General features: G+C 69.3%; 8 protein-coding genes. 7 read left to right on the top strand and 1 reads right to left on the bottom strand.

Annotated features, from left to right (window positions below):
• Nucleotides 1-219 precede the first annotated feature (219 nt).
• The 7 genes from dnaE to KRR26_RS10515 all read left to right on the top strand — a co-directional run bounded on the left by dnaE (nt 220) and on the right by KRR26_RS10515 (nt 16,319).
• Nucleotides 220-3,768, top strand: coding sequence for a DNA polymerase III subunit alpha (gene dnaE, locus KRR26_RS10545; RefSeq protein ID WP_120202887.1), 3,549 nt, complete (start codon nt 220-222; stop codon nt 3,766-3,768).
• The gene (locus tag KRR26_RS10540) at nt 3,768-4,589 is read left to right on the top strand and encodes a crotonase/enoyl-CoA hydratase family protein (protein WP_120202885.1); all 822 of its coding nucleotides are present in this window, start codon (nt 3,768-3,770) and stop codon (nt 4,587-4,589) included. Before dnaE ends, KRR26_RS10540 begins: the two co-directional genes overlap by 1 nt.
• 57 nt (nt 4,590-4,646) lie before the next feature.
• Nucleotides 4,647-5,450, top strand: a complete 804-nt coding sequence (locus tag KRR26_RS10535) for an SDR family oxidoreductase (protein WP_120202883.1) — start codon at nt 4,647-4,649, stop codon at nt 5,448-5,450.
• A gap of 128 nt (nt 5,451-5,578) precedes the next feature.
• A complete protein-coding gene (locus tag KRR26_RS10530) occupies nt 5,579-11,353 on the top strand; it encodes a beta strand repeat-containing protein (protein WP_217079746.1) in 5,775 nt (1,924 codons plus the stop codon).
• A gap of 529 nt (nt 11,354-11,882) precedes the next feature.
• Nucleotides 11,883-12,161 carry a metal/formaldehyde-sensitive transcriptional repressor gene (locus KRR26_RS10525; protein WP_217079745.1) on the top strand — a complete coding sequence of 93 codons (279 nt, stop codon included), beginning with the start codon at nt 11,883-11,885 and terminating at the stop codon, nt 12,159-12,161.
• A gap of 13 nt (nt 12,162-12,174) precedes the next feature.
• A complete protein-coding gene (locus tag KRR26_RS10520; protein WP_217079744.1) occupies nt 12,175-14,145 on the top strand; it encodes a heavy metal translocating P-type ATPase in 1,971 nt (656 codons plus the stop codon).
• Between the two features lie 221 nt (nt 14,146-14,366).
• Nucleotides 14,367-16,319 (top strand): M3 family metallopeptidase, encoded by a 1,953-nt coding sequence (locus KRR26_RS10515; RefSeq protein ID WP_120202879.1) that lies wholly within the window; start codon nt 14,367-14,369, stop codon nt 16,317-16,319.
• A 55-nt stretch (nt 16,320-16,374) separates the two neighbouring features.
• Here KRR26_RS10515 and KRR26_RS10510 read toward each other — a convergent pair whose 3' ends face one another.
• Nucleotides 16,375-18,882 carry a glycogen/starch/alpha-glucan phosphorylase gene (locus KRR26_RS10510; RefSeq protein ID WP_217079743.1) on the bottom strand — a complete coding sequence of 836 codons (2,508 nt, stop codon included), beginning with the start codon at nt 18,880-18,882 and terminating at the stop codon, nt 16,375-16,377.
• Nucleotides 18,883-19,064: the final 182 nt, after the last annotated feature.

Here is a 19,064-nt window from a genome sequence, read left to right as displayed (position 1 = left end):
TGGGTCCGGCCGTGGGGCCGGACGGCGGCACGTGAGCGAGCGCCCGGAAGGTCCTCGCGTTACTCCTTCACCCCCACCGGTGGGTCTGGCACAAGAGGCCCGCGGGGCCGAATTTCTGGCCCCGGCGGCGCGGCGGGCGCGGGTCCATGACACTGGACTGGCGAGCAGGAGACCGCCGCCCTAGTGTTCCGGCGTCACACCGAACGGACCCCCACGCCTATGTCATTTACCCACCTCCACCTGCACACCCTCTATTCGCTCCTCGATGGGGCGATCCGGATGAAGGACCTCATCAAGACGGTGAAGGAAAAGGGGATGACGAGTGTCGCCGTGACGGACCACGGCAACATGTTCGGCGCCATCGACTTCTACAAGAAGGCCAAGGACGCCGGCATCAAGCCCATCCTCGGCATCGAGGCGTACGTCGCGGGCCCCAAGGGGCGCGAGGACCGCTCGGAGAAGGTGGCGCACCACCTCATCCTCATCGCGAAGAACGCGGAGGGTTACGCCAACCTGCGCTACCTGTCCTCCACCGCGTACATGGACGGGTTCTATTACCACCCGCGCATGGACAAGAAGGTGCTCGCGGAGCACAGCAAGGGCCTGTTCGCCCTCACCGCGTGCCTGGGCGGCGAGGTGACCAGCGCGTGCTTCCGCGGGGACATGGACCACGCGCGCCGCGCGGCCCAGGAGTACAAGGACATCTTCGAGCCCGGGCACTTCTTCCTGGAGGTGCAGTCCAACGGGATGCCCGAGCAGGACAAGGCGAACGAGAACCTCAAGCAGCTCTCGCGCGACCTGGACATCCCCCTGTGCGCCACCGCGGACGCGCACTACATCAAGCGCGAGGATGCCCGCGCGCACGAGCTGCTCATGTGCATCGCCAGCGGCAAGACGCTGGCGGACAACAAGCGCATGAAGCACTCCACGGACAAGCTCTACGTCACGAGCCCCCAGGAGATGATCGAGGCGTTCCGCGACATCCCCGAGGCGGTCCACAACACCCAGCGCATCGCCGAGCAGTGCACGCTGGAGCTGAAGCTGGGCAAGCCCATGCTGCCCACCTTCAAGGTCCCCGACAGCCACACGCCCGACAGCTTCATGGCGGAGCTGGCCTTCCAGGGGCTGCGCGAGCGCTTCGAGGAGCTGCACGGCAAGTACCCCATCGACCGGGACCTGTACCTGGCGCGCCTCAACCTGGAGATTGGCGTCATCCAGAAGATGGGGTTCAGCGGCTACTTCCTCATCGTCCAGGACTTCATCAACTGGGCGAAGAAGCAGAACATCCCCGTGGGGCCGGGCCGTGGCTCGGGTGCGGGCTCCATCGTGGCCTACGCGCTGCGCATCACGGACCTGGATCCCATCCCGTACAACCTCCTCTTCGAGCGCTTCCTCAACCCGGAGCGCGTGTCGATGCCGGACTTCGATATCGACTTCTGCCAGGACCGGCGCGACGAGGTCATCAAGTACGTGGGCCGCAAGTACGGCGAGATGAACGTGGGGCAGATCATCACGTTCGGTTCGCTCAAGGCCAAGAGCGTGCTGCGCGACGTGTGCCGCGTGTTCGGCCTGCCCTTCAGCGAGGGCGACCGCATCGCGAAGCTCGTCCCCGAGGTGCTCAACATCACGCTCAAGGAGGCGATCGAGATGGAGCCGCGCCTCAAGGAGATGTTGGAGAAGCCGACCAACATCGGTGAGGTGGAGGGCAAGCCGGTCACCACCAAGGACGTGTTGGAGATCGCCCTCGCGCTGGAGGGACTGCACCGGCAGGCCGGCATGCACGCGGCAGGCGTGGTCATCGCGGACAAGCCGCTCTGGGAGTTCGTGCCCGTCTACCAGCCACCGGGCGAAAAGATTCTCATCACCCAGTTCGCCAAGGACGAGGTCGAGGCCGCGGGCCTCGTGAAGTTCGACTTCCTCGGCCTCAAGACGCTCACCGTGATTCAGCACGCGCTGGACCTGGTGAACCGCAATCACAACAAGGAGATCCTCCGCCACGAGATTCCCCTCACCGACGACAAGGTGTGGGAGTTGATGGCGAAGGGGGACACGGCCGGCGTGTTCCAGATGGAGTCGAGCGGCTTCACCGAAATGGTGATGAAGCTCAAGCCGTCTTGCTTTGAAGACGTCATCGCCGCCGGCGCGCTCTACCGCCCGGGCCCGCTCGACTCCGGCATGGTGGACGTCTTCATCAACCGCAAGCACGGCCGCGAGCCGGTGTCCTATCCGCACCCCGCGCTGGAGCCGGTGCTCAAGGACACCTACGGCGTCATCGTGTACCAAGAGCAGGTGATGCAGATCTCGCAGGTCCTGGGTGGCTACACCCTGGGCCGCGCGGACCTGCTTCGCCGCGCCATGGGCAAGAAGAAGGCCGAGGTCATGCAGGCCGAGCGGGCCGGCTTCCTCGAGGGCTGCAAGACGAACAACGTCGACCTGAAGGTCGCCGGCGAAATCTTCGACCTGATGGAGAAGTTCGCCGAGTACGGCTTCAACAAGAGCCACTCGGCGGCCTATGGGCTCGTCACGCTGCACACCGCGTGGCTGAAGGCCCATTACCCCTGCGAGTTCATGGCGGCCCTTCTCACCAGCGAGAAGGACAACACCGACAAGGTGGTGAAGCACATCGGTGAGGCGCGCGAGTCGGGCCTCCAGGTGCTCCCGCCGGACGTGAACCAGTCCGACATGGCCTTCGGCGCGGTGGAGGGGAAGATCCGCTTCGGACTGGGCGCCATCAAGGGCGTGGGCGAGGGCGCCATCGAGTCCATCCTGGAGGCGCGCAAGGAAGGGTCCTTCAAGAGCCTGTTCGACTTCTGCGAGCGCGTGGACAGCCGCCGCGTCAACCGCAAGGTGATGGAAGCGCTGGTGAAGGCCGGCGCGTTCGACTTCGAGAAGCGCCCCCGTCGGCAGATTTTCGAGACCATCGAGAAGGCCCTCAACCGCGGCTCCGCCAGCCAGAAGGACAAGGCCGCCGGGCAGAGCTCGCTGTTCGGAATGCTGGCGGGACCGGCGACCGGCGGCGGAGGCGGCCTCAAGGACGACTACGTCGACACGGAGGAGTGGCCGGAGAAGGAGCGGCTGGCGCTGGAGAAGGAGGCCATCGGCTTCTACGTGTCCGGCCACCCGCTGCATCAGTACGACAAGGAGCTCAAGCGCTACGCGCGGCCCGTCACCGCCGTGCAGCGCGCGCGTCGAGACGAGAAGATCACCGTGGCTGGCATCATCACCACGCTGCGCGAGCGGCCCACCAAGACGGGCAAGCGCATGGCCTGGGTGACCATCGAGGACTTGTCCGGCTCCATCGAGCTCGTGTGCTTCCCCGGCAAGGACGGCACGCGCAACGTGATGGGCAAGGACGGCAAGTGGGCCAAGCAGGGACCCAAGCCGGGCTTCGAGCACTGGGAGTCGCTGCTCAAATCGGATGACCCCATCCTGGTGACGGGCACCGTGCAGATCTCCCAGCGCGACGAGGATGCGCCCACCGCGGAGCTCATCGTCGAGGACATCCAGAGCCTCAAGGCCGTGCGTGAGAAGCGCACCAAGCGCCTGGAGCTGCGTGTGCCAGTGGACCTCCTCACCGAGGAGCGGTTGACGAAGCTCAACGAGCTGGCGAAGAAGTACGCGGGCGCGACGCCCGTGGCCGTGAGCGTGTTGTTCCAGGGCGAAGCCGAGGCGTACATCGGTGGCACGTCGCTGAAGGTGCAGGTGACGGATGACCTGCTGCTCGCGGTGGACAAACTGTTCGGCCTGAGGGTCGTGGAGTTCGGGTGATGGACTTCCAATCGCTGCGCATCGAGCAGTCGGACGGCGTCGCCGAGGTGGTGCTCGTCGGGCCATCCAAGGGCAATGCCCTGGGGCCGGACTTCTGGCGGGAGATGCCCGAGGCCATCCGCGCGCTGGAGGCGGACGACGCCGTGCGCGTGGTGCTCCTGCGAGGGCAGGGGAGCCACTTCTCCTACGGGCTCGACCTGATGGGGATGATGGAGTCGCTCGGGCCGCTCATCGCGGGCGACGCCAATCTGGCGCTGGAGCGCACGAAGCTCCTGCGGCTCATCGAGGCCATGCAGCTGGCCACCGAGGGCCTGGCGCGCTGTCGCAAGCCGGTGCTCGCGGCGGTGCAGGGCTGGTGCATCGGTGGGGGCATCGACCTCATCGCGGCGTGTGACTTCCGCTACTGCTCGACGGACGCGAAGTTCTCCCTGCGCGAGGTGAAGCTGGGCATCGTCGCGGACATGGGCGCGCTGCAGCGGCTGCCGCGCATCATCGGCGAGGGGAACACTCGCGAGCTGGCGTACACGGGCGGCGACATCGACGCGGATCGCGCGCTCCAGATGGGGCTCGTCAACCGCGTGTTCGACACGCCCGAGGCGCTGCTCGCGGAGGCGCGCGCCACGGCGCGGCGCATCGCGGACAACCCGCCGCTGGTGGTGCAGGGCGCCAAGCAGGTGATGGAGTACTGCTCGGACAAGTCCATCGCGGATGGCCTGCGCTTCGTGGCGGTGTGGAACTCGGCGTTCCTCCAATCGCTCGACTTGGGGGAGGCCTTCGCGGCCTTCGCCGAGCGCCGCCCGCCCCGCTTCCAGGGGCGCTGAGCGGCTGGCACTTCTACCGGCGCCCGCGAGCCGGGCGCCTTCACGAGGAACGAACTCATGGCGGATGGCGTGTTCAAGGACGGGCTGCTGGCGGGCAAGGTGGCCTTCATCTCGGGCGGAAGCAGCGGCATCAACCTGGGCATCGCCGAGGGCTTCGTGAAGGCGGGCGCGAAGGTGGCCATCAACGGCCGCAACGTGGAGAAGCTGGAGGCCGCCGTGAAGGGGCTCCAGGCCCACGGCACCGCCATGGGCGTCGCCGCCGACGTGCGCGACTACGCCTCCGTTGAGGCCGCGATGAAGACGGTGCATGACGCCTACGGCGACATCGACGTGCTCGTCTGCGGCGCCGCGGGCAACTTCCCGGCTCCCGCGCTCGGCATGTCGTCCAACGGCTTCAAGGCGGTGATGGACATCGACGTGCTGGGCACGTTCAACGTGTCGCGCGCGTCCTTCGAGCACCTGCGCAAGCCCGGCGCCGCTGTCATCAATATCTCCGCGCCCCAGGCCTACCTGCCCATGGCCATGCAGGCCCACGTGTGCGCGGCCAAGGCCGGCGTGGACATGCTCACCCGCGTGCTGGCCATCGAGTGGGGCGGCGCCGGCGTGCGCGTCAACGCCATCACCCCGGGCCCCATCGACGACACCGAGGGCATGCGTCGGCTGGCCCCGAGCGCGGACTCGCGCGAGCGCATCATCCAGACGCTGCCGCTGCAGCGCTTCGGCACCACCCAGGACATCGCCCGGCTGGCGCTGTTCCTCGCCTCGGATGCCGCGTCGTTCATCACCGGCTCCATCATGGTGTGCGATGGCGGCCAGTCCCTCCTGGGTGGCGGCGCACTCATGAAGGCCATGGGGATGTGACTTCGCCGTTTCAGTTGAGCTGAAAATATCCGCCCTGGCATTCCTGGGGGCTGGGATTGTCTGGTACAAGGCATTGCCTCGCGCCTGGCTGCTTGCCGCGCGAGGCCTGCTCGCTGGCCGGAGAAACCATGCCTCCACGTCTTGTGCCGCTCGCCCGATGCCTCGGGTTGGGTGTGTTGTTGCTGGGTGTGTCCCTGGGTTGTGGCGGTGACACCGTCTCGCCGCTGCCTCCGGCTCCGAAGCCCATGCCGGACGCGGCGCTCTCCAAGGTCGTGGTGGATCGCTCGGCGGACGTTCTCGCGGACGGGCAGACGGTGGTGGGCATCACCGTCACGGTGGTGCAGAAGGACGGCGCGCCCATGGCTGGGCGCACGGTGCACGTGGAGGTGTCCGGCGACGGCAACACCGTCACGCAGCCTGGGGCGAAGACGGACGCGCTGGGCGTCACGCATGCCTCGGTGGTGTCCACGCGCGCGGGGGTGAAGACCGTCACCGCCTCGGTGGACGCGGAAGGGGGCGCGGTGGTGCTCGGCGCTCATCCCACCGTCACCTTCGTCGCGCCGCGCGCCGTGTCGTTGGCCTTCACGGCCTCGGCGCTGTCCGCGACGGCGGGCGGGTTGATGGGCGGGCTGGAGGTGGCGGTGCGCGACGCGCAGGGCCACACGGTGATGGGGGCCACGGATGAGGTGACGCTGTCCCTGGCGGCGGGCCCTGGTGGCGCGGCGCTGGAGGGCACGCTCTCCGCGCACGCGGTGGACGGCGTGGCGCGCTTCTCCGAGGTGCTGCTGAAGAAGGCGGGCGCGGGCTATGCGCTCAAGGCCGAGGCGACGGGCTTGGCGGCGGCCACCAGCCCCTCGTTCGAGGTGGCTCCAGGCGCGGCGGTGAAGCTGGCGGTGTCGGACGTTCCCGCGGTGGTCACGGCGGGCGCCGCGCAGAGCGCGCGCGTGACGCTGCGAGACGCCTACGACAACGTGGCCACGAACTACGTGGGCACCGTGGGCGTGAGCAGCTCGGACGCCGGGGCGACGCTGCCCGCGGCGCATGTGTTCACCGCGACGGACGCGGGGCAGTTCACCTTCGCGGGCATCGTGCTCACGCGCGCGGGCGAGCAGAACCTCGCGTTCCGCGACACGGCCCTCTCGGCGCTCGTGTCCGTTCAGGACGTGCGGGTGTCGGCGGGCGCGGCGGCGAAGCTCGCGTTCGCGCAGGTGACCGCGCAGGTGTCGGTCTATGCGCCGCTTGGGTTGGTGGAGGTGGTGCTCCAGGACGTGTACGGCAATCGGGCCATGGCCAGCACGCCCGGGGTGACGCTGGGGCTCGTGCAGGCAGGGGCGTCGTTGGCCGGTGTTGTCACCGTCGCGCCGGTGGATGGATTGGCCTCCTTCACCACGCTGTCCATTCCGGACGAGGGCCGCTTCCAACTGCGCGCCACGGCGACGGGGCTCCAGGCCGCCACCAGCACCGAGGTGGTCGTGGTGGATGACGTGCCCCCTTCTCGGCCCGCGCTGGCCCAGGCGGGCTCCACCTCCACGTCCGTCACGGTGACCTGGACGGCGGTGGGGGACGACGCGGACCTGGGGCGCGCGACCTCGCAGGACCTGCGCTATTCGACGTCTCCCATCGACTCGGCCGCCGCGTTCAACGCCGCCACGCCCGTGGCGGTGGGCGCTCCCGCCGTGGCTGGCACGGCGGAGTCGGCGGTCATCTCGGGGCTCGTGGCGGGCCAGACGTACCACGTGGCCTTGCGCGTGACGGACAACCAGGGGCTGGCCGCTCGTTCGGACAGCCTCGCGGTGTCCACGAAGGATCCGCAGGTGGAGCAGCTCGCCTTCGTGACGCAGCCGGTGGACGGCGCGTCGGGCGCGGCGCTGGCGGAGGTGCGGGTGGCGTTGCAGGACAGCTCGGGCACCACGGTGACGAAGGCCACGTCGGCGGTGACGTTGGCGCTGACGGGTCAGCCGTCCTTCCCTCCGGTGACGCAGACGGCGGTCAACGGCGTGGCCACCTTCACGGGGCTCCGCTGGGACACCGCGGGCACGTACACCTTCACGGCGACCTCGGGCTCGCTGCCGGCCGTGACGAGCCAGTCCTTCACCATTCGCGCGGGCGCGGCGGTGAGCCTCTCGCTCGTGGGCCTCGTGGCGCCGGTCATCGCGGGCGCGCCCCAGAGCGTGGAGGTCACCGTGAAGGACGCGGCGGGCAACGTCGCCACGGGCTACACGGGCACGGTGCACTTCGCGTCCACGGATGCGCAGGCGGTGCTGCCCGCGGACTTCACGTTCGGCGCGGGCGACGCGGGGCACAAGGTGTTCTCCGGCGTGACGCTGAAGACGGCGGGTTCGCAGTCCGTCACCGCGAAGGACTCGGTGAATGCGGCGCTGTCGGCCTCGCTCACCGTGGACGTCTCGTCGTCGGGGGGGCAGTCGCTGGTGGTGGAGGGGCTGCCGGCCTCCGTGGGCGCGGGAACCTCCCGGCCGCTCACCGTCACGGTGCGGGACACGTACGGAAACATCGTCACGGGCTACGCGGGGACGGTGCACTTCACGTCCACGGACGCGCAGGCGGTGCTCCCGGCCGACGCGACGTTCCTCTCCGCGGACGCGGGGCGGAAGACGTTCGCGGGCGTGGTGCTGAAGACGGCGGGCAGTCGCTCGGTCACCGTGACGGATGTGGCCAACGCCGCGCTCACTGGCACCGCGAGCACCGAGGTGGCGCCAGGCCCGGCGTCGTCACTGGCGCTGTCGCTGGCCAACGCGTCGCCGGTCGCGGGTGCGCCGGTCTCCGCGACGGTGACCGCGCGTGACGCGTACGGCAACGTGGCCACGGGCTACGTGGGGCGGGTGGCGTTCACGTCCACGGACGCGCAGGCGCAGCTCCCGGGCGAGTACCTGTTCGTCGCGTCCGATGCCGGGGCGCGCCTCTTCTCGGTGACGTTCCTCACCGCGGCTCCGGGCTCGCTGACCGTGAAGGACACGGCGCAGCCCGCGCTCACGGCCACCGTGTCGGTGACGCCGGTGGCGGGCCCGGCGGCGACGTTGTCGGTGCAGGCTGGGGCCGGTCCTTTCGTCGCGGGCGCGCTCGTGAACTTCGACCTCACGGTTCGCGATGCCCACGGCAACGTGAGCACGGGCTATGTCGGCACGGTGCACGTCAGCGCATCGGATGCGCAGGCGGTGCTGCCCGCGGATCAGACCTTCACCGCCTCGGACGGTGGGCGTCACACGTTCTCGGTGGCGTTCCACACGGCGGGCTCGCAGACCGTGACCTTCACGGACACGTCGAATGCCTCGCTGTCCGCCGCGCACACGGGCGACGTGAGCCCCGCGGCGGCCACCGTGCTGGTCTTCACCTCCGCGCCGACGACGGGGCAGGTTCGCCAGTCGCTCGCGGACGTCGAGGTGGTGCTGCGTGATGCCTATGGCAACCGCACGCAGGCCAACGGGCCGCAGGTGACGGTGTCGCTCGTGGGGGCGGCGAACCTCGGTGGGACGACCACGCGGGCGCCCTCCGCTGGGCAGGTCACCTTCTCGGGCCTGACGGTGGACGGGGAGGGGACCTATCAGCTCCGCGCCACCGCGAGCGGACTGTCCGATGCCACCAGCGCCAACCTCGTCATCACGGACACGACCGCGCCGGGCGTGGCCGCGGACCTCTCCGCGAGCACGCTGTCCGCCACGAGCATCAAGGTGAGCTGGACCGCGACGGGGGACGACGGAAACCTGGGCATCGCGCAGTCGTATGACCTGCGCTACGCGACCTCGCCCCTCTCCGAGGCCACCTTCGCCTCCGCGACGCCGGTGTCGGGCGTGCCGGCGCCCCAGGCTCCGGGCTCGGCCGAGAGCGTCAACGTGACGGGATTGGTGGCGGAGACGACGTACTACTTCGCCCTGCGCGTGGTGGACGGGGCGGGCAATGGCAGTGCGTTGGCCTTCGCGAGCGCGATGACGGGCAACCCCTGCACGAACTTCACCTGCTCGCCCCCTTCGCCCGCGTGCGGCTCGGATGGCGTGTCGCGCGTGACGTATGCGTCCGCGTGCGAGGTGCAGGGCGGCGTGCCCGTATGCGTGAACACGCCCACGAGCAACGTGTGCCCCGGCGCGGGCGGTGTCTGCTCCGCGGGGGCGTGCGGCACGGCGTCCAGCGCGGCGGCGGGTGAGCTGGTCATCTCCGAGGTGATGCACTCTCCGTCGGCGGGCACCACCCAGTACGTGGAGCTGACCAACGTGAGCACGAAGCTGCTCGACGCGGCGGGCCTCACGCTCAGCTACGACAATGGCGCGGGCTCGGTGGTCAGCTACACCCTGGACGCGGGGCCGGGCGCGGCGGTGCCGGTGGGGGCTTCGCACACGCTCGTGCTCGCGCAGGACAAGAACCCGGCGACGAATGGGGGCGTGTCGGCGGACCTGGCGTTCGGCTCGGCGTTGACGTTGGGCAACACGGGGCGGCTCACCCTCAAGAAGGGCGCCACCGTGGTGGATGACCTCACGTACACGAGCAGCTATCCGCAGACAGCGGGGCGCGCCATGACGCTCGCGTCGAGCCTGGTGGGCACGTCCGCCAGCGCACGGCCCTGGTACTGGTGCGATGCCGTGCAGGACATCGTCGCGGGAGGAGACCGCGGGACGCCCAACCGGACGAATGACACGTGTGGCCTCGCCGTCACGCCGCCCGTGGACTGGTGCGCCATCCAGTATCCGAAGACGTTCCCCGTGGCGGGTGATGCCAACTACCCGGCGACCATCCTCACCACGGACTCGAAGAGCATCACCTCGCGCTTCTATGAGCCGGATGTCACCACGCGGAACCTCGTGGGCAACGACTTCTATCCGCGCATCGAGGCCGAGCTGGGTTACGGCACGGATGTCGCGCACCCCGAGGCGTGGACCTGGACGTCCGCGGCCTTCAACCCGAGCTATGCGGGCGCCTCGCCGAACGACGACGAGGTGCAGGCCACCCTGCACATCCCCACTGTGGGCACGTACCTGTATGGCTTCCGCTACCGGTTCCAAGGGCCGGGCCAGTCGTGGACGTACTGCGACCAGACCGGCATCGCGGTGCCGCCGTCGGGGACCTACGGCTCGGTGACGGTCGCGTCGCCGGTGCAGGGCCCCGCGGTGAACTCCGCCGCGCCGGGCGTCATCGCTCGGGGCGCGACCCTGACCCTGGCCGGCATCCGCTTCACGGGCGCCACGACCGTGACGGTGGGGGGGGTGGCGCAGACGTTCACGGTGGCCTCGGACACGCAAATCACCATCGCGAGCCTCGCGGACACCACGCCCATCGCCGCGCAGCCCATCGTCGTCACCTCGCCCAACGGGAGCAGCGCGCCCCAGAACGTCACCGTCATCGACCTGCTCATCTCCGAGCTGGACGCGGATCAGGTGGGCAATGACACGAAGGAGTTCGTGGAGCTGTCCACGGGCGTCCCGGGCGTCAACCTCTCGGGCTACGTCCTGGTCTTCTACAACGGTGCCAACAACCAGTCGTACCTGGCGGTGGACCTGAACACGACGACGGACGCCGGTGGCCGGGTGGTGGTGGGCAACCCCGGGGCGATGACGCCCGCGCCGGTGCTCACGTTCGCCAACGGCCTGCTCCAGAACGGTGAGGATGGCGTGGCCGTCTACCAGAACACGGCCGCGAGCTTCCCCAACAACACCCCCGTCACGGCCACCCGCCTCATCGACGCGCTCGTCTACAACAACGCCGCGACGCCTCTGGCCACGGGGCTGTTGAACGTCCTCTTGTGGCCCGCCGGGGACGCGCGCCGTGTGCAGGTGAACGAGAACGCGACCAACGCGAAGGACACCGTGTCCATCCAGCGCTGCGGCCCGGGGCGTCGCGATGGCCGCGTGTTCGGGGTGGCGCTCCCCACGCCGGGCGCGGCCAACACGTGCCCGTAGCCCCGCACGGCTGAAAGACTCGCATCAAGAATGGGCCGCTCCGGAACGCACCCCGGGGCGGCCCTCTTCTTATCCATCCACGTCTGGTTGGCGCGCGCAGCCGCACTGGCCCCGTCCGCGTCGTTGCGCTTCGAGCCGCGCGTCCCCAGGGCGGGGACGGCAGGGGCTGGCGCTCGTGGAGGGCACCGTGTCGCGGACCGGAGCGCCTCATCGCTCCGGACAATGCACGCTGACGGGCTCGGGAAACACGGTCACTTGGGGCCCACTGACGTGTTCGCGCGGGGCGTTCGGGGGCGGTGGCGCTGACCGGCGCCTCTCGATGAGCAGCACGAGACGCATGGGCAAGCCATGCTCCTCGCTTCCCGCGTGACTGTCGGTGGGATGCAGGTGGGCTTCGAGGCGACGCGGTGGGTTGCCGTATTCCCGGCGGATGGCGAACGGGGGGCGTGTCACTGGCGCACATACCCCCTGGGGTATATGGGTAGCGCCGGATACCCCGCGGGGGTATATGGGGCGAAGGAGGACTTCGATGGCGCATACGACTCAAGACAAGGACCGGCTGCTCAAGCGTGTGCGGCGCCTCCGTGGACAGGTCGAGGCAATCGAGCGGGCGCTCGAAGAGGAGCGCGAATGCAGTGACCTGCTCCTGCTCATCGCCGCGGCACGAGGCGCGACGAATGGCTTGATGGCCGAGGTCGTCGAGGGACACGTGCGCCACCACATCATCGACCCAGACAAGAAGCCTCGGTCCCCGCAAAGCGAAGCCGCGCAGGAGCTCATCGACGTGCTTCGCACCTACCTTCGTTAGAGGCGCCGCTGTGATGTCGAAGCCTTCCGATTCGCTCTCTCCACTCGACCGTCAACCTGAGGCGCGTCCTGATGGCTCCGTGGGGCACGGCCCCTCGTTGCCCCCGGACCCTGAGCACGACCATGAGGCGCATGCGCATGGGGCCGAGATGGCGGAGTGGGTGCGCATTGGCCTCGTCGCGCTCGCGGCACTGGTGAGTGGAGTGGGGCTTTGGCGCCCCGTCGCTCGCGTTGACGTGGTGGCGCTCGCCGCGGCCGTGCTCGGGGGCTACCCCATCTATCGCGAGGCGCTGGGTTCGCTCCTCAAGCGCCGCATGACGATGGAGCTGTCGATGACCATCGCCATTGGCGCGGCCCTGGCCATTGGGGAGGCCTTCACGGCGTGCGTCATCGTGCTCTTCGTCCTGGTGGCGGAGGTCCTCGAGCACCTCACGGTGTCTCGCGGGCGTCATGCGATTGAGCACCTCTTGGGGCTCATGCCGCAGGAGGCGGCCATTGCGCGCGACGGCGCTACGGTCGCGGTTCGCATCGGCGAGGTGCAGGCCGGAGACGTGGTGCTGGTGCGCCCCGGTTCGCGGTTGCCCGTGGACGGAGTGGTGTGCGGCGGCCACTCGTTCGTGGATCAGTCGAGTATCACCGGTGAGTCCCTTCCGGCGGAAAAGGTCCCAGGGGCGCAGGTCTATGCGGGGTCCATCAATCAAACGGGCACCCTGCAGGTGCGGACGGAGCGAGTCGGTCGGGATACGGCCTTCGGCCGCATCATCGAAGCGGTAGAGCATGCGGAGGAGAGTCGCGCCCCGATTCAGCGCATCGCGGATCGGCTCGCCGGCTACCTGGTCTATTTCGCGTTGGGCGCCGCCGCGCTCACCTGGCTCATCACCCGCGATGCACGGGCGACGATTTCAGTGGTCATCGTGGCGGGCGCGTGTGGCATCGCGGCAGGCACGCCGCTCGCCATCCTCGGCGCGATTGGGCGCGCCGCCGCGCGAGGCGCGATTGTCAAAGGTGGCGCACACCTCGAAGCGCTGGGCCAGATCGACACGGTCGTGCTGGACAAGACGGGCACCCTGACGCTGGGGCAGCCCGAGGTCGTCTCCGTCGTCATGGTCGATGGGGTGAGCGAGGCCTCGGTTCTGGGGGCGGCGGCGCTCGCTGAGCGGCCGAGTGAACATCCCTTGGCGAGGGCCATCCTGGAGAGGGCACAGCGCCTCGCCCTGAGCGCGGAGTATCCGACGGAGTTCCGCTATGTGCCGGGGGCGGGCATCGCGTGTCGCGCGCCCACGGGAGAGGAGGTCCGGGTGGGCACTCGCGCCTTCCTGACGGAGTCAGGTATCGGCGTGGCGGCGCTGCCGTCCTTGCCGGCGCATCTCTCGGAGGTCGTCGTCGCGCGCGGAGGGAGATTGCTGGGCGCGCTGCACCTCGCGGACGTGCTGCGGCCCGAGGCTCCTCGTGCGGTGTCCGTGCTGAAGCAGCTGGGGCTCCGGACGGTCCTCTTGACCGGAGACGCCTCCGCGGTCGCGGACACCGTGGGGCGTCAGCTCGGAGTGGATGAAGTGTGTGGGGAGCTGCTCCCCGAGGACAAGCTCGCTCGGGTGCGTGGGCTGCGCGCGGCAGGGCGCCGAGTGGCGATGGTGGGCGATGGCATCAACGACGCGCCCGCGCTGGCGGAGGCCCATGTCGGCATTGCGATGGGCGGCGGAACGGACGTGGCCCGTGAGAGCGCGGGAGTGCTGCTGTTGGGCGATGACCTGCTCGTCTTGGTGGACGCGCTTACCGTGGCCCGCAGATGCCGCGCCATCATCATGCAGAACTTCTGGGGCACGCTGCTCGTGGACTCGGCGGGCATTCTGCTCGCGAGCCTGGGGCTGCTCAATCCGCTCGTCGCTGCCTTCATCCATGTCTCCTCGGAGCTCGCTTTCATCCTCAACTCCACGCGCCTGTTGCCACGGGGACGCGAGAAGCAAGGCGCCCCGGTCGGTGGGTAGGGCCCTTCGTTCCCCCTCTGAGACACTCGCATCGAGAACAGGGCCGCTCCGGAACGCACCCCGGGGCGGCCCTGGTCGCCTCGGGAGTCCTGGGCCCCAGGAGGGCACGCGGGGCGTTCGCTGGGCGGCACCTCGTGCGTTCTGGCTCACGTCCCTGATGCCCTGGCGACGCGGGCGCATTACCTTCGCGGTCCTCTTTCCCCAGGCCCAGGAGCCTCCCCGTGTCCGAGTCCCTCACCCCCGTCGCAGGCCGCTACGTCACGTGCCCGCCGGATGAATTCCGTCGCGCGTGCGAGGACGCCATGGCCGCCGCCCGCGCCGGCATCGAGCGCCTCAAGTCCATGCCGCTCCCGCGCGACACGCGTCAGGCCCTGGAGACGCTCGACGAGGCCGGCGCGGCCCTGGATGACGCCTCCGCGCGCGCCAGCGTCGTCCGTCATGCGCACCCGAAGGCCGAGCTGCGTGAGGCCGCCGAGGCCGCCGAGCAGGCCATCGAGACGCTCGCCAACGACATCCGCATGGACCGGGGCATCTACGACGTCCTCGCCGCGCTGGACCTCTCCCGCGAGGACGCCGCCACGCGCAAGTGGATGGAGAAGGTGCTGCGCGACTTCCGCCGCGCGGGCGTGGACCGAGACGAGCCGACGCGCGCTCGCGTGAAGGCGCTCCAGGAGGAGCTGGTCCGCATTGGCCAGGACTTCAGCCGCAACATCAGCCAGGACACCCGCTCGGTGGAGCTGCTGCCCGAGGCGCTGGGCGGCCTGCCCGAGGACTACGTGCGGGCCCACGCCCCCGGGGCCAACGGGAAGGTGCGCATCACCACGGACTACCCGGACCTCATCCCCTTCATGACCTACGCGCGCGACGGGAAGGCGCGTGAGCAGCTCTGGCGCGCCAACCGCCAGCGCGGCCATCCGGCCAACGTGGACGTGCTCAACAAGCTGGTGTCGCGCCGCCACGAGCTGGCCACGCTCCTGGGCTACGCGTCCTGGGCGGCTTACGCCACCGAGGACAAGATGGTCCGCAGCGCGGAGGCCGCCTCGGACTTCATCCAGAAGATCGCCCAGGCCTCCGAGGCGCGCATGGGCCGCGACTACCAGCAGCTGCTGGCCCGCAAGCGTCAGGACGAGCCCGGCGCCGCGCGCGTGGACCCGTGGGACTCGGGCTATCTCGATGACCGCGTGAAGGCCGAGCAGTACGCCTTCGACTCGCAATCGGTCCGTCCCTACTTCGAGTACACGCGGGTGAAGCAGGGCGTGCTGGACCTCACCGCGCGCCTGTTCGGCGTGACGTACCGTCACGTCCCCGACGCGGCCGTGTGGCACCCGGACGTGGAGGCGTATGACGTGTACGAGGGGAGCACGCTGCGCGGGCGCTTCTTCCTGGACATGCATCCGCGCGCGGACAAGTTCAAGCACGCGGCCCAGTTCGTCCTCACCAGCGGCAAGGCCGGGCACCGGCTGCCGGAGGGCGCGCTCATCTGCAACTTCCCGAAGCCCGGCGCCGAGCCCGCGCTCATGCAGCACAGCGACGTGGTGACGTTCTTCCACGAGTTCGGCCACCTGCTGCACCACATCTTCGGCGGCCACACGCGCTGGGCCGGGGTGTCGGGCGTGCGGACCGAGTGGGACTTCGTGGAGGCGCCGTCGCAGATGCTGGAGGAGTGGGGCCGGGATGCCACGTGCCTCCAGACGTTCGCCCGCCACTTCCAGACGAACGAGCCGCTGCCCGCGGAGCTGGTGGCGCGGATGAACCGCGCGGACGAGTTCGGCAAGGGCCTCTTCGTGCGGCAGCAGATGTTCTACGCGAAGCTCAGCCTGGAGCTGTACCGCCGCGACCCCACCCACCTGGACCCCACCGCGCTCGTGCGCGAGCTCCAGTCGCAGTTCATCCCGTTCCCGTACCAGGAGGGCACGTACTTCCACCTCTCCTTCGGGCACCTGGATGGGTACTCGTCCAACTACTACACGTACATGTGGTCGCTCGTCATCGCGAAGGACCTCTTCACCGTCTTCGAGAAGAAGGGCCTGCTCAACCCCGAGCCCGCGCAGTCGTACCGCCGCGCGGTGCTGGAGCCGGGGGGCTCGGATGACGCCGCGCACCTCGTGCACCGCTTCCTCGGGCGCGACTACGACTTCCGTGCCTACGAGGCGTGGTTGAACAAGGCGGCGTGATTCCACGCGGGTGGGGCGCCCGATGCTCGGGCGCCCCGCCTCGCTTCGTGCAGGACTACTCCACCTGCGTCTTGCGCACGCGCCAGATGTCCTGGGCGTACTGGTGGATGGTGCGGTCGGAGGAGAAGATGCCCGCGCGCGCGACGTTGATGATGCACTTGCGCGTCCACCCATCCGCGTCCTGATACGCGCGGACGACCTCCTCCTGCTTGGCCATGTACGCGCCGAAGTCCGCCAGCACCAGGTAGCGGTCCTCCTCGAGCAGGCTGTCCACCAGCGGGCGGAACAGGTTCTTGTCCTCCGGCGAGAAGAAGCCGGTGGAGATGAGGTCCAGCGCCTCGCGCAGCTCCAGGTTCGCCTGATACTCGTCGCGCGGCCGGTAGCCCGCCTTCTTGCGCGCGATGACCTCGTCCGCCGTGAGGCCGAAGAGGAAGAAGTTCTTGTCGCCCACCGCGTCGCGGATCTCCACGTTGGCGCCGTCCAGCGTGCCCAGCGTCAGCGCGCCGTTGAGCATCAGCTTCATGTTGCCGGTGCCGGACGCCTCCATGCCCGCGGTGGAGATCTGCTCGGACACGTCCGCGGCCGGGATGATGCGCTCGGCGAGGCTCACGCGGTAGTTGGGGAGGAACATCACCTGCAACCCAGTGGTGCCCGCGTCGCTGTTGACCACCTCGGCGATGCCGTTGATGAGGCGGATGGTCAGCTTGGCCAGGTGGTATCCCGGGGCCGCCTTGGCCCCGAAGATGAACGCGCGCGGATGGACGATGGAGGACGGGTCGCGGCGCGCCTTCATCCACAGCGCGACGATGTGCACCGCGTCCAGGAGCTGGCGCTTGTACTCGTGCAGGCGTTTGATCTGCACATCGAAGATGGCGTCTGGATTGAGCTGCACCCAGCGCAGGTCACGCACGTGCCGGGCCAGCTCCTCCTTGTTGGCGCGCTTGACGGCGCGGAAGGCCTCGCGGAACGCCGGGTCCTCGGCGTGCGGCTCCAGCTTGCGCAGCTGATCCAGGTCGCAGGTCCACCCATCGCCGATGCGGCTGGTGATGAGCTTGGACAGACGCGGGTTGCACCACGCCAGCCAGCGGCGCGGCGTCACGCCGTTCGTCTTGTTGTTGAAGCGCTCGGGGAACATGGACGCGAAGTCCGGCAGCACGTCCCGGCGCAGGAGGTCCGTGTGCAGCGCGGCCACGCCGTTGATGCTGTGGCTGCCCACCACCGCGAGGTGGGCCATGCGAATCTTCTTCTCCGGCCCTTCCTCCACCAGGCTCATCCGCCGCAGCTTCTCCACGTCGTACGGGTAGCGGATCTGCACCTGCCTGAGGAAGCGCTGGTTGATTTCGTAGATGAGCTCCAGGTGCCGGGGCAGCAGCCGCTCGAACAGCGTCGCCGGCCACTTCTCCATCGCCTCGGCCAGGAGCGTGTGGTTGGTGTAGCCAAACACCGCCTGGGTGATGTCCCACGCCTCGTCCCACGTCAGGCGCTTCTCATCCACCAGCACGCGCATCAGCTCGGCCACGCCAATGGCCGGGTGCGTGTCATTGAGCTGGATGGCCACCTTGTTGGGGAAGTCCCTGAAGTCCGAGTGGTTCTTCAGGTAGCGCCGGACGATGTCCGCGATGGAGCACGCCACGAAGAAGTACTGCTGCTTGAGGCGCAGCTCCTTGCCGGCCTGGAACGCGTCGTTGGGGTAGAGGACCTTGGAGATGACCTCCGAGTCGTTCTTCTCCACCACCGAGCGCTCGTAGTCGCCCGCGTTGAACAAGAGGAGGTCGAACTCCTCGCTGGCCCGGGCCTGCCACAGCCGCAGCGTGTTGACGGTGTTGTTGCCGTAGCCCGCGATGGGCGTGTCGTACGGGACGCCAATGACAGTCTTGCCGCCCACCCACCGCGCCACGGGCCGGCCATCCGGGCCCTGCTGGTGCTCCACGCGCCCGAAGAAGCGCACCGGCACGGCCTTCTCCGGCCGGACGATTTCCCACGGGTTGCCGAACTTCAGCCACTCGTCGGCGCGCTCCACCTGGTAGCCGTCCACGATGTCTTGCGTGAAGATGCCGAACTCGTAGCGGATGCCGTACCCCATGCCGGGGTAGCCGAGCGTCGCCAGCGAATCCAGGAAGCACGCCGCCAGTCGCCCCAGACCGCCGTTGCCCAGGCCCGCGTCCGGCTCCATCTCCAACAAATCCGTCAGGTCCGTGCCCACCTCGCGCATGGCCTCGGCCGCGGCCTCGTACATGCCCAGGTTCAGCAGGTTGTTCCCCAGCGCGCGGCCCAACAGGTACTCGGCGGAGAGGTAATAGGCGCGCTTGACGTCCTGCTCGTAGTACGCGCGCGCCGTCTTCACCCACCGGTCCGTCAGCCGGTCTCGCACCGCCAACGACAGCGCCATGAAGCGGTCATGCGGCGTGGCTGTCTCCGGATTCTTCCCGCGCGAGTAGCGCACATGCTCCAGGAAGCCTCGGCGCACGCTCGCGGCGTCCAGCCCGGTGCGGCCGCTGTCTTCGGGGGGGCCCACCGGCGAGGACGGGGACTGCGCGGGGGGGACGGAGGCGGGAGGGGCCATGGTTCGAGTGTCTCGGGGGCCAGGAGGGTGGACGGGCCGCGGACGCCTGGGTCCGCGCGGCCCGCGAGGCTACCGTGCCCGCACACCCCTGGCATGGGAAAGCGTGGGCGCCCCGCCGGGACTGCTCACTCGGACAACCCAGGGGCAAGGGGGCTCCCGGGACTTCGTGACGCGGTGCGTAC

This window comes from Citreicoccus inhibens (genome assembly GCF_019039035.1).
GTDB lineage: Bacteria > Myxococcota > Myxococcia > Myxococcales > Myxococcaceae > Citreicoccus > Citreicoccus inhibens.
The sequence above is the reverse complement of the archived record's forward strand: the minus strand, read 5'-3'. Positions and strand labels throughout refer to the sequence as shown.